Annotated in this window: 14 protein-coding genes; 11 read left to right on the forward strand and 3 right to left on the reverse strand. The window is 73.7% G+C overall.

Annotated features, from left to right (window positions below):
- Positions 1-207 precede the first annotated feature (207 nt).
- The 11 genes from hisI (at position 208) to lgt (ending at position 9,828) form a co-directional block, all read left to right on the forward strand.
- Positions 208-648, forward strand: a complete 441-nt coding sequence (gene hisI / locus H181DRAFT_RS11125; protein WP_074467826.1) for a phosphoribosyl-AMP cyclohydrolase — start codon at positions 208-210, stop codon at positions 646-648.
- A 21-nt stretch (positions 649-669) separates the two neighbouring features.
- Positions 670-2,208 (forward strand): anthranilate synthase component I, encoded by a 1,539-nt coding sequence (locus H181DRAFT_RS11130; protein WP_045864186.1) that lies wholly within the window; start codon positions 670-672, stop codon positions 2,206-2,208.
- Between the two features lie 347 nt (positions 2,209-2,555).
- A complete protein-coding gene (locus tag H181DRAFT_RS11135) occupies positions 2,556-3,212 on the forward strand; it encodes a TIGR02234 family membrane protein (RefSeq protein WP_045864400.1) in 657 nt (218 codons plus the stop codon).
- A 189-nt stretch (positions 3,213-3,401) separates the two neighbouring features.
- Complete coding sequence (locus tag H181DRAFT_RS11140; RefSeq protein ID WP_045864187.1) at positions 3,402-3,647, forward strand: HGxxPAAW family protein; 246 nt, start codon at positions 3,402-3,404, stop codon at positions 3,645-3,647.
- Positions 3,644-4,081: a DUF2752 domain-containing protein gene (locus tag H181DRAFT_RS11145; RefSeq protein ID WP_045864401.1), complete on the forward strand. Its 438-nt coding sequence runs from the start codon at positions 3,644-3,646 to the stop codon at positions 4,079-4,081. The genes H181DRAFT_RS11140 and H181DRAFT_RS11145 overlap by 4 nt, the downstream gene beginning before the upstream one ends.
- A 175-nt stretch (positions 4,082-4,256) precedes the next feature.
- Positions 4,257-5,066, forward strand: a complete 810-nt coding sequence (gene trpC / locus H181DRAFT_RS11150) for an indole-3-glycerol phosphate synthase TrpC (protein ID WP_045864188.1) — start codon at positions 4,257-4,259, stop codon at positions 5,064-5,066.
- Positions 5,067-5,072: 6 nt separating this feature from the next.
- The gene (trpM, locus tag H181DRAFT_RS29895; RefSeq protein ID WP_074467810.1) at positions 5,073-5,327 is read left to right on the forward strand and encodes a tryptophan biosynthesis modulator TrpM; all 255 of its coding nucleotides are present in this window, start codon (positions 5,073-5,075) and stop codon (positions 5,325-5,327) included.
- A gap of 262 nt (positions 5,328-5,589) precedes the next feature.
- Complete coding sequence (gene trpB / locus H181DRAFT_RS11160; RefSeq protein WP_045864189.1) at positions 5,590-6,825, forward strand: tryptophan synthase subunit beta; 1,236 nt, start codon at positions 5,590-5,592, stop codon at positions 6,823-6,825.
- The gene (gene trpA, locus H181DRAFT_RS11165) at positions 6,822-7,691 is read left to right on the forward strand and encodes a tryptophan synthase subunit alpha (protein ID WP_045864190.1); all 870 of its coding nucleotides are present in this window, start codon (positions 6,822-6,824) and stop codon (positions 7,689-7,691) included. Before trpB ends, trpA begins: the two co-directional genes overlap by 4 nt.
- A gap of 179 nt (positions 7,692-7,870) precedes the next feature.
- Entirely contained in the window at positions 7,871-8,614 is a 744-nt protein-coding gene (locus tag H181DRAFT_RS11170) for a DsbA family protein (protein WP_045864191.1), read from the forward strand.
- A gap of 221 nt (positions 8,615-8,835) precedes the next feature.
- On the forward strand, positions 8,836-9,828 hold the full coding sequence (lgt, locus tag H181DRAFT_RS11175; protein WP_045864192.1) for a prolipoprotein diacylglyceryl transferase: 993 nt from the start codon (positions 8,836-8,838) through the stop codon (positions 9,826-9,828).
- 135 nt (positions 9,829-9,963) lie between these two features.
- On the opposite strand, the gene H181DRAFT_RS11180 is transcribed toward lgt, so the two are convergent.
- The 3 genes from H181DRAFT_RS11180 to H181DRAFT_RS11190 all read right to left on the reverse strand — a co-directional run bounded on the left by H181DRAFT_RS11180 (position 9,964) and on the right by H181DRAFT_RS11190 (position 13,030).
- The gene (locus tag H181DRAFT_RS11180; RefSeq protein WP_045864402.1) at positions 9,964-10,812 is read right to left on the reverse strand and encodes an HpcH/HpaI aldolase/citrate lyase family protein; all 849 of its coding nucleotides are present in this window, start codon (positions 10,810-10,812) and stop codon (positions 9,964-9,966) included.
- Positions 10,813-10,874: 62 nt separating this feature from the next.
- Complete coding sequence (locus H181DRAFT_RS11185; RefSeq protein WP_045864193.1) at positions 10,875-12,149, reverse strand: CaiB/BaiF CoA transferase family protein; 1,275 nt, start codon at positions 12,147-12,149, stop codon at positions 10,875-10,877.
- The gene (locus tag H181DRAFT_RS11190) at positions 12,149-13,030 is read right to left on the reverse strand and encodes a ribokinase (protein WP_045864403.1); all 882 of its coding nucleotides are present in this window, start codon (positions 13,028-13,030) and stop codon (positions 12,149-12,151) included. Before H181DRAFT_RS11190 ends, H181DRAFT_RS11185 begins: the two co-directional genes overlap by 1 nt.
- Positions 13,031-13,056: the final 26 nt, after the last annotated feature.

Below are 13,056 nucleotides of genomic sequence, written 5' to 3' on the forward strand. Positions count from 1 at the left end.
CCCGCGGTGGCGGCGATTTGGGGCGCCACGCCTCCAACTGCCCGATAACCGGCGCCGCGGCAGCCGCCCGGCGCGGCGGGAGCGGCCACGCGGTCGACCTTGCGGCGTACGGGCGCCGGCGGACGTGCCGGGGGCGCCGTCGTGAGCCGCGGCGGCGACCTGTTCCGCGCGGCGTCGGCAGGTCCCCTGATGAGGGACAATGGCGTCATGCCTGCACGACCTCCCGCCAGCGCCCTCGACCCCGCGATCGCCGCGCGCCTCAAGCGCAACGCCGACGGCCTCTTCCCCGCCGTCGCCCAGCAGTACGACACCGGCGAGGTCCTGATGCTCGGCTGGATGGACGACGAGGCCCTGCACCGGACGCTCACCACGGGGCGCGCCACGTACTACAGCCGCAGCCGCCGCGAGTACTGGGCCAAGGGCGACACGTCGGGCCACGTGCAGCACGTGCGCGGGGTCGCCCTCGACTGCGACGGCGACACGGTGCTCGTCAAGGTCGACCAGGTCGGGGCCGCCTGCCACACCGGTGACCGCACCTGCTTCGACGCCGGTGAACTGGCCCCGGTCGTGCGGGACACGTCCCGGCCGGGCCCGGAAGAGTCCGCCCGGGGGCGGTCGCCGCGGACCGCTGACGGCAACCGGCGCTGACGGCAACTAAGGTCACCGAGCATGACGACTCCGGATCTCCACGCCTTCCGTACGCTCGCGAAGGACCGCAGGGTCATCCCCGTGACCCGGCGCCTGCTCGTGGACTGCGACACCCCCATCGCGCTGTACCGCAAACTCGCCGCCGAGCGGACCGGGACGTTCCTGCTGGAGTCGGCGGAGAACAACAGGACGTGGTCGCGTTACTCCTTCATCGGCGTGCGCAGCGCCGCCACTCTCACCGTGCGCGGCGGGTCGGCCCAGTGGCTCGGCGCCCCGCCCGTCGGGGTCCCCACGGAGGGCGATCCGCTGCGGGTGCTCCGCGAGACCGTCGAGGCCCTGCACACCCCGCGCGACCTGCACGAGGACACTGATCTCCCGCCGTTCACCGGGGGGATGGTCGGCTACCTCGGCTACGACGTCGTGCGCCGGCTGGAGAAGGTCGGTGAGAGCGGGACGACGGCCGACGACCTGGCGCTGCCCGAGCTGACGATGCTGCTCGCCTCCGACCTGGCCGTGCTCGACCACCGCGACGGCACGGTGATGCTCATCGCCAACGCCATCAACCACAACGACCTCGACACCGGCGTCGACGAGGCGTACGCGGACGCCGTCTCCCGGCTCGACGCCATGGCCGAGGACCTTGCCCGTCCCGTGCCGGCGGCCCCCGCCGTGCTGCCCCCGTCGCAGCTCCCGGAGTTCACGGCCCGCTCGGGGGGCGCCACCTACCAGGCGTGGGTCGAGGACATCAAGGAGCGCATCCGCGCCGGCGAGGCCTTCCAGGTCGTGCCGTCGCAGCGGTTCGAGACGCCCTGCACGGCCGCGGCTCTCGACGTGTACCGGGTGCTGCGCGCGACCAACCCCAGCCCGTACATGTACCTCTTCCGCTTCGCGGACGGCGCCGACGGCATGAGCGGCTTCGACGTGGTCGGGTCGAGCCCGGAGGCGCTGGTGAAGGTCGAGGACGGCCAGGCGATGATGCACCCCATCGCCGGGACCCGGCCGCGCGGCCAGACCCCGCAGCAGGACACCGCTCTGGCCGAGGAGCTGCTCGCCGACCCCAAGGAGCGGGCGGAGCACCTGATGCTCGTCGACCTCGGGCGCAACGACCTGGGCAAGGTGTGCGCGCCGGGCAGCGTCGAGGTCGTCGACTTCATGTCGATCGAGCGCTACAGCCACGTCATGCACATCGTCTCGACGGTGACGGGCCGCCTCGGCGAAGGCCGGACCGCCTACGACGCCCTGGCCGCGTGCTTCCCGGCCGGCACGCTCTCCGGGGCGCCGAAGCCGAGGGCGCTGCAGATCATCGAGGAGCTGGAGCCCACCAGGCGCGGCGTGTACGGCGGTTGCGTCGGTTACCTGGACTTCGCGGGGGACGCCGACATGGCCATCGCGATCCGCACGGCGCTGCTGCGGCAGGGGACGGCATACGTGCAGGCGGGCGCGGGCGTGGTCGCCGATTCGGACCCCGTCGCGGAGGACACCGAGTGCCGCAACAAGGCGGCAGCCGTCCTCAGGGCGGTCCGCAGCGCCGAAAAGCTCGGCGGTAGCGTGGACGGGTGACTTCCGTACCATCGGCACGCTCATCGGACAGCGCGAAGGACCCCACCCCCGGCAGCGAGACCCGCAGCGAACCGGGCGCCGCAGCCGCGGACGAGACCGCGACCCCGAGTGAGACCGGGGCCGCGGACGAGACCGGGACTGTGGACGAGACCGGGGCCGCGGACGAGGCCGGGGCCGTGGACGAGACCGGGACCGCGGACGGGAGCGGAACCGGCAGCGGCTCCGGCGCCGCTGCCGAACCCGTTGCCGGATCCGCCGCCGAACCCAGTGCTGAACCCGGCCGCGGTACCGGCTCCGCCCAGGCCGCTCCCGCGACCCCCTCGGGGAGATCCGCGGGAGACCCGTCCGTGCCCAGCGGCGGCGGGAGGTCCGCGTCACCCGCCGCCGCCCGCTCCCGTGCCGCCGGGCGCGCGCTCGGCGTCGCGCTGCTGCTCGGTGCGGCCGGTGCGGCGGCGGCGCTCGTCGCCGGCGGGCAGGTGTGGAGCGAGGCCACGGCGTCCTTCGCGCAGGGACAGGTGCCTGTACAGGCCAAGGGCGGCGACGTCACGGGCCTGCCCAGCGCGCTCGCCCTGGTCGGGCTGGCCTCGCTGGTCGCGGTCCTCGCCGTACGGCGCAAGAGCCGCGCCGTGGTCGCGGGGCTGCTGACGCTGTGCGGTGCGGGCACCGTCGTCTCGCCGCTGCTCAGCGCGGACGACCGGGCGCCGCTCGTCGAGAAGGCGGCGAAGACCAGTGGCCTCACGCAGAGCGGCATCGAAGCGGTGCACGTCACCGCCTGGCCGTACCTTTCCGCAGCGGGCGGCGTGCTGCTGCTGCTCGCGGGCGTGCTGGCCGTGCGGTACGGGGCGCAGTGGCCGTCGATGTCGGGGAGCTCGCGGTACGAACGGACCTCCCGCAGGCAGCGGGGCGTTCCGGCCGCCGTGGACCCGGACCGTCCCGAGGACATGTGGAAGGCGCTCGACCGCGGCGAGGACCCCACCGGAGGCGCCCCTCCCCGCTCCGCCTGAGCGCGTCGCCCTGTGCGCCGCCTCCCCGCGGCGCGGCAGGAGGAAGAAGCCGCTGACGGCGGGGTGTCCGCACGCCTCACCGGCGAGCGCACCCCTGGCGAGGCCGCCGCGCGGGGGAGAGGGAGAATGGGGTGCGAGCGGGCCCGACGGCCCGCTCGCCGGAAGTCGGTTGGACTACGAGGAGCACACATGGCGGGGAACAGCCACGGTCACACCCTGGCGGCGTGGACGGGCGTCACGATCGTCTTCATCGGGTTCTGCATCTCGGGGATCTACACGGTCCTGGCCGAGCCTGTGGGATTCGTCGCCGGGCTGGTCGTGATCGCCGCGGGCGGTGTCGTCGGCGCGCTGATGCGGGCCGCGGGCCTCGGGCAGTCCAAGCCCGGTCCCAAGAACGGCCGACGCGGCGCCCAGCCGCAGGAGCAGTCGTCCTGACCGGGCGGGAGCCCACTCCCGCGGGGCGCCGGCCCGCTTCGCCGGCGTCCCGGCTCGTCGCGCCGGGCGCCGCCGTCGCGGTCGCCGGCGCGGCTTTCGCCTACGTGGGGTCCGTCGACCCCAACGAGCCCGGCCACTATCCCGTCTGCCCGCTGCTGGCGCTGACCGGCGTCTACTGCCCCGGATGCGGCGGGCTGCGCAGTGCCCACGCCCTCGCGCACGGAGACGTGGCGGCCGCCCTGGGCGCGAACGCCCTGGCAGTGCTCGGATTCGCACTCTTCGCTGTGTTCGTGGTGTTCTGGGTGGTGCGCGTGCTGCGGTCGAGGCCGGTGACGGTGCCGCTGCGCAGCCCGCACTGGTGGGCCCTGGGGGCCGCAGCGCTGATCTTCACGGTCGTGCGGAACCTGCCGGCGGGCTCCTCGCTCGCCCCGTGAGCAGCCCCGCACGCGCGCGACGGAGCGTACAACCGGGTGCTCTGTCCCGAATACGCAGTTCGAGCCAACCGGATGCGAGACCTCCGGCTCAGGCCCGATAGCATCGCACTGCCCGTTCCGACCAGCCTTTGTGCCTTGTGCGAAGGCCGGTCCCAGCAAGAAGGAGGCCGCTCGCGTGAGTGTGCTCGACGAGATCATCGAAGGCGTGCGTGAAGACCTTGCCGAGCGGCAGGCGCGCGTCAGCCTCGACGAACTCAAGGAGCGCGCCGCGGCTGCCCCGCCCGCGAAGGACGGCGTCGCCGCCCTCAAGGGCGACAGCGTGAAGGTGATCTGCGAGGTCAAGCGCTCCAGCCCCTCGAAGGGCGCGCTCGCCGCGATCGCCGACCCCGCCGGGCTGGCGGCGGACTACGAGGCGGGCGGCGCCGCCGTCGTCTCGGTCCTCACCGAGCAGCGGCGCTTCGGCGGATCGCTCGCCGACCTCGAGGCCGTCAGGGCGAAGGTCGACATCCCCGTGCTCCGCAAGGACTTCGTCTTCTCGTCGTACCAGCTCTGGGAGGCGCGGGCGCACGGCGCCGACGTCGTGCTGCTGATCGTCGCCGCCCTGGAGCAGGAGGCGCTGGTCTCGCTGATCGAACGGTCCGAGTCGATCGGGCTGACCCCGCTGGTCGAGGCGCACGACGAGGACGAGGCGCAGCGGGCTCTCGACGCCGGTGCGCGCATCGTCGGGATCAACGCGCGTAATCTCAAGACGCTCGAGGTCGACCGCGAGAACTTCTCCCGCATCGCGCCGGAGCTCCCGGCACACGTCGTGAAGGTCGCCGAGTCCGGCGTCCGCGGTCCGCACGACCTGATCGCCTACGCCAACGAGGGTGCGGACGCCGTGCTCGTCGGCGAATCCCTCGTCACCGGCAAGGACCCGAAGACGGCCGTCGCGGATCTGGTCGCCGCCGGCGCCCACCCTGCGCTGCGGCACGGCAGGGGCTGAGCCCCGATGACCGCCGCCCGCCCTCGCCCCGGCCCCCGTACGGACTCCCGCCGGAGCTGTTCCACGCCGTCCGGGCTCCGGCGCCACGGAGCCGGAGCGGGGCCGTACGCGGCTCTGGCGCGCGGGTGCCGCCCGCGGGGGTGCAGGGCGCCCGCGAGGCGGGTGCACGGCCGCCGGGTGCGGTATCACATCGGCTGCGAGCCGGGGCAGATCAACGGGCGCCGATGGCGCGCGTCCGGTGCGCGCCGTTCCGCGGCCTGATCCCGCTCTTCCGCCGAGGCGGCCTTCCGCCGAGGTGACCTCGCGTCAGTGACGGCGGGGTCCGGTGGACGGGGTCCACGAGCGCGGCGCACGCGCGACTGCGCCGTCGTCGCCGAGCCTCGGCACGCGCCCTGCCGAGCCGTCGAGGAACGGTGGCAGCACGCTGCGGCCGTATACGCCACCAGCGACGAACGAACTTCCCGGTCCCGCACCCTCGTGTGCGTGGCCGGCCGTCCCCTTTTTCTGCGAGGAGCGACGTCGGATGTCCGACTACTTCATTCCCGATCCCGAGGGCAGGGTCCCCGACGCCCGGGGCTACTTCGGTGCCTTCGGCGGCAAGTTCATCCCGGAGGCGCTCGTCGCCGCCGTGGACGAGGTCGCCGTCGAGTACGAGAAGGCGAAGGCCGACCCGGCCTTCACCGCCGAACTGGAGGACCTGCTGGTCCACTACACGGGCAGGCCCAGCCCGCTGACCGAGGTGCCGCGCTTCGCCCAGCACGCGGGCGGCGCACGGGTCTTCCTCAAGCGCGAGGACCTCAACCACACCGGATCGCACAAGATCAACAACGTGCTGGGCCAGGCGCTGCTGACGAAGCGCATGGGCAAGACCCGCGTCATCGCCGAGACCGGCGCGGGCCAGCACGGAGTGGCCACCGCGACGGCCTGCGCCCTCTTCGGTCTCGAATGCACCATCTACATGGGCGAGATCGACACGCAGCGCCAGGCCCTGAACGTGGCGCGCATGCGCATCCTCGGCGCCGAGGTCGTGCCCGTCACCTCCGGCAGCCGGACGCTGAAGGACGCCATCAACGAGGCGTTCCGCGACTGGGTCGCCAACGTGGACCGCACGCACTACCTGTTCGGCACGGTCGCCGGTCCGCACCCCTTCCCGCGCCTGGTCCGCGACTTCCACCGCGTGATCGGGGTCGAGGCCCGCCGCCAGATCGTCGAGCGCGCGGGCCGGCTGCCGGACGCCGTGGCCGCGTGCGTCGGTGGCGGCTCCAACGCCATCGGGCTCTTCCACGCATTCCTGCCAGACGAGGACGTGCGGATCGTCGGCCTGGAGGCCGCCGGGCACGGCGTCGAGTCGGGCGAGCACGCGGCGACGCTCTCCGTCGGGGAGCCGGGCATCCTGCACGGTTCGCGCAGCTTCGTGCTGCAGGACGACGAGGGGCAGATCACCGAGCCGTACTCGATCTCGGCCGGGCTGGACTACCCGGGGATCGGGCCGGAGCACGCGTACCTGAAGGAGTCCGGACGCGGCGAGTACCGCGCCGTCACGGACGACCAGGCGATGCGGGCGCTGCGGCTGCTGTGCGAGACGGAGGGCATCATCCCGGCCATCGAGAGCGCGCACGCGCTGGCGGGCGCCCTGGACCTCGGTGCCGAACTGGGCCCCGACGGCCTGATCCTGGTGAACCTCTCCGGCCGCGGCGACAAGGACATGGACAGCGCGGCCCGTTACTTCGGGCTCTACGACGAGGGGGCGGACAAGTGAGCGGACAGTCGGCAGGCACCGGGGGCGGCGCGGCCACCGCCGCAGGGACCGGGAACATCGGGCTGCTGGACTCCGCGCTGGCGCGGGCCCGTTCGGAGAACCGCGCGGCGCTGGTGGGCTACCTGCCCGCCGGCTTCCCCACCGTCGACGGCGGTGTGCGGGCGTGCGTGACGCTCCTGGAGAGCGGCTGCGACGTGGTCGAGGTGGGGCTGCCCCACAGCGACCCGGTCCTGGACGGCCCCGTCATCCAGACCGCGGACGACATCGCACTGCGCGGCGGAGTCCGGATCGCCGACGTCGTGCGCACGGTGCGGGAGGCGCACGCGGCGACGGGCAAGCCCGTGCTGTGCATGACGTACTGGAACCCCGTCGACCGCTACGGCGTCGAGCGGTTCGCCGCCGAACTGGCCGAGGCGGGCGGGGCGGGCTGCATCCTCCCCGACCTGCCGGTCGAGGAGTCCGGGCCCTGGCGCCGCGCGGCCGAGGAGCACGGCCTGGCGACGGTGTTCGTGGTCGCGCCGAGCAGCAGGGACGAGCGCCTGGCGAAGATCACCGAGGCCGGCAGCGGCTTCGTGTACGCCGCTTCCCTGATGGGCGTCACCGGCACGCGGGAGTCCGTCGGCAGGGAGGCGCAGGACCTCGTCGCGCGGACGAAGGCGACGACGGCGCTGCCGGTCTGCGTCGGCCTCGGAGTCTCCAACGCCGAACAGGCCGAGGAAGTCGCCCAGTTCGCCGACGGTGTCATCGTCGGCTCAGCGTTCGTCAAGCAGCTCCTCGCGCACGGGGACGACCTGGAGGCGGGGCTCGCGGGCGTGAAGGCGCTGGCCGGCGAACTCGCCGAGGGAGTGCGACGGCGCGTGGGGTGACCGCGTCCTGAGGCCCGCGCGGGCACCCGGCCCGGACCCGCACGGGCACCCGGCCCGGAGGACGGGACGGCGGCGCCGGCCGCCGTCCCGTACCGCTGTTCGGGATGCTCGCTCTTTCAGGCGAACCGGGGCACAAGCACGCACGCGGTCCGCCCTTCCGTTCGTTGGCCCACGGTGTGATGAGCCAGAAGGACCCGTCGGGTCATGAGGGAAAGCGCACCGCTACGGAGCGGCTGCGGGAAGAGCGCAAGCGGGAGCGGGCCGCCGAGCGGCGGGGCCGGAACCTCAAGGTGGCGGGCGTCGTGGTCGCGCTGCTCGCCGCGGCGGGCGGTGTGGGCGCCATGCTGGCGCAGCAGAGCGGCGGTGGCGTCGAGAACGACGCCAAGCCGATCACCGTCGGCAAGCGGGACGCACCGGCGAAGCTCACGGTGTACGAGGACTTCCGCTGCCCCGCGTGCGGACAGTTCGAGCAGCGGTTCCGCAAGACGATCCACGGGCTCGAGAAGCAGGGCAAGCTCCGGGCCGAGTACCACCTCGTGACGATCATCGACGACAACATGGGCGGCTCCGGCTCCCACGCGGCGGCCAACGCGGCCGTCTGCGCGAGGGACGAGGGAAGGTTCCGCCAGTACCACGACGTGCTGTTCCAGAACCAGCCCGAGGAGCAGGACGACGCCTTCGCGGACGAGAAGACGCTGGTGAAGCTCGCCGGCAAGGTCGGCGGGCTGGACAGCTCGCGCTTCCGCGACTGCGTGACGGACGGAAGCCACGAGGACTGGGTGAAGAAGAGCTCCGCCTCGTTCAAGAAGTCCGGCTACCAGTCGACGCCCACGGTGCTGCTCGACGGTGAGAACGTCTACGGCGACCAGTCGGAGCCGCTCACCCCGGAGAGCCTGAAGCGCAAGGTCGAGGAGAAGGGCTGACGGCCGCGGACCGCCCGGTCAGGGACCTCCCGGCCGGGCAGCGGCGGACGCCGCTGCCGGTGCGTGGGCGGACCGTGGGACGGCACATGATCTGAGATCCCGGTCACACCTCCGTGCCCGTCCACCCCTTGAGCGCCGCTTGCGCGGCGCGGCCGTTATTGAGCTGTTGCACAGAGTGCATTGCCGATGATGACGCCCGGCAAGGTAGCGTCGGGACCGCCATGGAGACCCTTGCATTCATCCCCAGTCCTTCGGCCGGCGAGATCCATCTCGGCCCCATTCCGCTGCGCGGCTACGCCTTCTGCATCATCCTCGGCGTCTTCGTCGCGGTGTGGCTCGGCAGCCGCCGCTGGACCGCTCGCGGCGGCCGCCCGGGCACCATCGCCGACATCGCGGTGTGGGCCGTGCCGTTCGGCCTGGCCGGCGGCCGTCTCTACCACGTCGTCACCGACTACCAGCTCTACTTCGGTGAGGGCCGGAACTGGGTGGACGCCTTCAAGATCTGGGACGGCGGACTGGGAATCTGGGGAGCCGTGGCCCTCGGCGCCCTGGGCGCCTGGATCGGCTGCCGCAGGCGCGGCATCCCGCTGCCCGCCTACGCAGACGCCGTCGCACCCGGCGTGGCGCTGGCCCAGGCCATCGGCCGCTGGGGCAACTGGTTCAACCAGGAGCTGTACGGACGGGCGACCGACCTGCCCTGGGCCGTCGAGATCGACGCCCAGCACCGTCCCGTCGACACCCCCGCCCTCGCGACGTACCACCCGACGTTCCTCTACGAGTCGCTGTGGTGCGTGGGCGTGGCCGTCCTCGTGATCTGGGCGGACCGCCGGTTCAAGCTGGGGCACGGCCGGGTCTTCTGGCTCTACGTCGCCGCGTACACCGTCGGGCGCTTCTGGATCGAGTACATGCGTGTCGACGACGCCCACCACCTGGCCGGGATGCGCCTGAACAACTGGACGTCCATCCTCGTCTTCCTCGGGGCCGTCGCGGCGATCGTGATCTCCGCCCGGAAGCACCCAGGACGCGAGGAGATCGTCGAGCCCGACGCCGGGGACCTCACTCCTGGCGGGGGCGGTGGCGCGTCCCTGACGAAGAGCTCCGAGAAGGAGTCCTCCGGAGAGAGCGAGCCGCCGGCGGACGCGTCGGACGCCACGAAGAACGACGAGGAGCCGTCGCGGACGGCCAAGTCCGGGAAACCAGCCGGTACTTCCTGACATCAGCCCGAAGCCGGGAGGCCGGGCCGGCAGACCGCCGGCCCGGCCTCCCGGCGTCGCCCCGGTTCCGTCAGGGGCTCCAGCTCCAGCTCCAGCTCCAGCTCCAGCTCCGGCTCCAGCTCCGGCTCCAGCGCCTCAGCGCCGCCGGCGTGCCAGGGCCAGGGTCCGCTGCGCCCCCGCCACGATCGCCGCGTCCACGAAGCGGCCGTCCGGCAGTGCGAGCGCCCCGGCGTCCGCGGCCGCCGCCTTGACGATCTCCTCGGCCTCCTCGATCTCCTGCCGGGTCGGCAGGTAGGCCCGCTCGATGATCTCCAGCTGGGCCGGGTGGATGGCGGTGCGTCCGAGGAAGCCCAGGCTCCGGCCCCGCGCGCAGGAGCGGGCGAGGCCCGCGGTGTCGGCGACGTCCGGGTAGACCGACTGCGGCGGCGGCGCCAGCCCGGCCGCGCGCGCGGCGACGACGGCCCGGCTGCGCGGCCAGGCCAGTCCGTCGTCCCCCGTCACGCCGAGCACCGCACGCAGGTCGCTCTCGCCGAGCGCGATGCCGCGCACGGAGGGGTGCGCGGTGGCGATTGCGTAGGCGTGCTCGATGCCGAGAGCGGATTCCAGCAGCGGGTACAGGCCGGGAACCGTGCCGCGGCCTCCGGAGGGCGGGGACGGGACGGCTCCGCGCGCCTGCTGGGCGACCCGCACGACGTCCGTCACGGTGTCGACCTTCGGCAGCCGCAGCCCCGCCAGCCCCGGGAGGGCCGCAAGCCTGCGCACCTCCTCCCCGGCGAGCGGGCCGCTGAGCGAGTTGACCCGCACGTGGACGGGGACGGGGCCGGGCCGGGGATCGCCGAGCAGCTCGGCGGTGGCGTCCAGTGCGTACGCCTTCCGCTCGGGGGCGACGGCGTCCTCCAGGTCGATCAGCACCACGTCCGCGCCGGAGGCCAGCGCCTTGGTGACGACGTCCGGCCGGTCGCCCGGGACGTAGAGCCAGGTCAGCGGGAGCGGCCCGGGCCCCTCGTCCGCCCGGGCGCCAGGTTCTCCGGTGGTGCGGGTGGCGTTCACAGCGCGCCTCCGTCCCGCAGCTCCGAGATCTCCCGTTCGGTCAGGCCGAGTTCGGTCAGGACGTCCTGGGTGTCGCAGCCGTGCGGCCGGCCGGCCCATCTGATCGCTCCGGGCGTCTCGGAGAGCCGGAAGAGCACGTTCTGCATGCGGATCCTGCCCAGCTCCTCGTCCTCGACCTCGGTGATCGAGCCGAGCGCGCGGTACTGCTCGTCCTCCATGACGTCGCGGATGTCGTTGACGGGCGCGATCGCCGCCTCGGCCCGCTCGAACGCCGCCACGACCTCGTCCGCTCCGTGCCGGGCGATCCAGCCGCCCACCGCCTCGTCCAGTTCGTCGGCGTGCTGGGCACGGCCCGCGCCCGTGGCGAACCAGGGCTCGGTGATGTACTCCGGGTGTCCGACGAGCCGCATGACGCGCTCCGCAACGGACTGTGCGGAGGTGGAGACGGCGAGCCACCTGCCGTCGGCCGAGCGGTAGGTGTTGCGCGGGGCGTTGTTGGCGGACCGGTTGCCGGTGCGCGGCTGGACGTGGCCGAGCTGGTCGTACCAGATGGGCTGCGGGCCCAGCACCGTCAGCATCGGCTCGATGATGGCCATGTCGATCACCTGGCCCCGGCCCGTACGGTCCCGGCTGCGCAGAGCGGCCATCACCGCGTACGCGGTGGAGAGCGCGGCGATGGAGTCGGCGAGCCCGAAGGGCGGGAGCGTCGGCGGGCCGTCGGCCTCGCCCGTGATCGCGGCGAAACCGCTCATGGCCTCGGCCAGCGTGCCGAAGCCGGGGCGGCGGGCGTACGGGCCGAACTGGCCGAAGCCCGTGACCCTCGCCAGCACCAGGCGGGGGTTGGCGGCCGACAGCCGGTCCCAGCCGAGGTCCCACTTCTCCAGCGTCCCGGGGCGGAAGTTCTCGACGATCACGTCGGACTCGGCCGCCAGCCGCAGCAGGACGTCCCGGCCGCCCGGCGTGGACAGATCGAGCGTCAGGTTGCGCTTGTTGCGGCCCAGCAGCTTCCACCACAGGCCGACGCCGTCCTTCGCGGGTCCGTGGCCACGGGACGGATCGGGCTTCCGCGGATGCTCGATCTTGATCACGTCCGCCCCGAAGTCGCCGAGCACGGTGGCCGCGAGCGGCCCGGCGAAGAGGGTGGCGAGGTCGAGGACGCGGAGACCGCCGAGGGCGGAGAGGGGCGCGGCCCCGCCGCGGGCGCCGTCAGCTGCCGGGCCTCCCAGGGCGGCGCCGGGGCCGGGGGGTTCGTCGGTGAGGGAGTCGTTCATCAGGGCGTCCGGCTTTCTGAGAGCTGGGCCGCGAGAGCGTCGGTCTCGTGGCGGTGGGGCATGGACGCGGAGGCGCCCGGTCGCTGTACGGACAGGGCGGCCGCCGCGGAGGCCCACCTCAGGGCCTCGGGCATGGCGCGTCCCTCGCCGTGGGCGACGGCCAGCGCGCCCACGAAGGTGTCGCCCGCCGCGGTGGTGTCCTCCGCCTCGACGGCGGGTGCGGGCACGTGGACGGGCGCGGCGTCGCGTGCCGCGTACAGGGCGCCCCGGGAGCCGAGGGTGACGACCACCTCCGGGACGTGGGAGAGGAGCGCGTGCGCGGCGTCGTACGGGTCGGACTTGCCGGTGAGCACTTCGGCCTCGTGCTCGTTGGGCACCAACAGGTCGGTGACGGCGAGGAGTTCACCGGGCAGCGGCTGCGCGGGCGCCGGCGTGAGCACGACGCGCACGCCGTTGTCGTGAGCGGCCCGCGCTCCCGCGACCACGCCGGCGAGCGGGATCTCCAGCTGGAGCAGCAGCACGTCCGCGGAGGCGATGCGTGCTTCGTCGCCCTCGGCGAGCGCGCTGACGCTGCCGTTGGCGCCGGGCACGACGACGATGGCGTTGCCGCCCTCGTCGTCCACGACGATGTGCGCGGTGCCGCTCTCGCCTGCGACGGTCCGCAGGCCGTCCGTCCGCACACCCGCGTCCTCCAGCGCGGCGCGCAGCCGTAGGCCGAAGTCGTCCTCGCCGACGGCGCCGACCATCGTCACCTCGGCGCCCGAACGGGCTGCGGCGACGGCCTGGTTGGCGCCCTTGCCGCCGGGCACCGTGCGGAAGGCGCGGCCGGTGACGGTCTCGCCGCGGCGGGGGGCGGTGGCGACGTAGGCGACGAGGTCCATGTTGGTGCTGCCCAGGACCGCGATGG

The sequence above is a fragment of the Streptomyces sp. WMMB 714 genome (assembly GCF_900090125.1).
Classification (GTDB): Bacteria; Actinomycetota; Actinomycetes; order Streptomycetales; family Streptomycetaceae; genus Streptomyces; species Streptomyces daqingensis.

Excerpts from the sequence above, each read along its gene's own strand:
- H181DRAFT_RS11140 (WP_045864187.1), top strand. The coding sequence starts at position 3,402 with ATGGCGGGGAACAGCCACGGTCACACCCTGGCGGCGTGGACGGGCGTC.
- hisI (WP_074467826.1), top strand. The coding sequence starts at position 208 with ATGCCTGCACGACCTCCCGCCAGCGCCCTCGACCCCGCGATCGCCGCG.
- H181DRAFT_RS11190 (WP_045864403.1), bottom strand. The coding sequence starts at position 13,030 with ATGGACCTCGTCGCCTACGTCGCCACCGCCCCCCGCCGCGGCGAGACC.
- trpB (WP_045864189.1), top strand. The coding sequence starts at position 5,590 with ATGTCCGACTACTTCATTCCCGATCCCGAGGGCAGGGTCCCCGACGCC.
- H181DRAFT_RS11185 (WP_045864193.1), bottom strand. The coding sequence starts at position 12,149 with ATGAACGACTCCCTCACCGACGAACCCCCCGGCCCCGGCGCCGCCCTG.
- lgt (WP_045864192.1), top strand. The coding sequence starts at position 8,836 with ATGGAGACCCTTGCATTCATCCCCAGTCCTTCGGCCGGCGAGATCCAT.
- H181DRAFT_RS11130 (WP_045864186.1), top strand. The coding sequence starts at position 670 with ATGACGACTCCGGATCTCCACGCCTTCCGTACGCTCGCGAAGGACCGC.
- trpM (WP_074467810.1), top strand. The coding sequence starts at position 5,073 with ATGACCGCCGCCCGCCCTCGCCCCGGCCCCCGTACGGACTCCCGCCGG.
- H181DRAFT_RS11170 (WP_045864191.1), top strand. The coding sequence starts at position 7,871 with ATGAGCCAGAAGGACCCGTCGGGTCATGAGGGAAAGCGCACCGCTACG.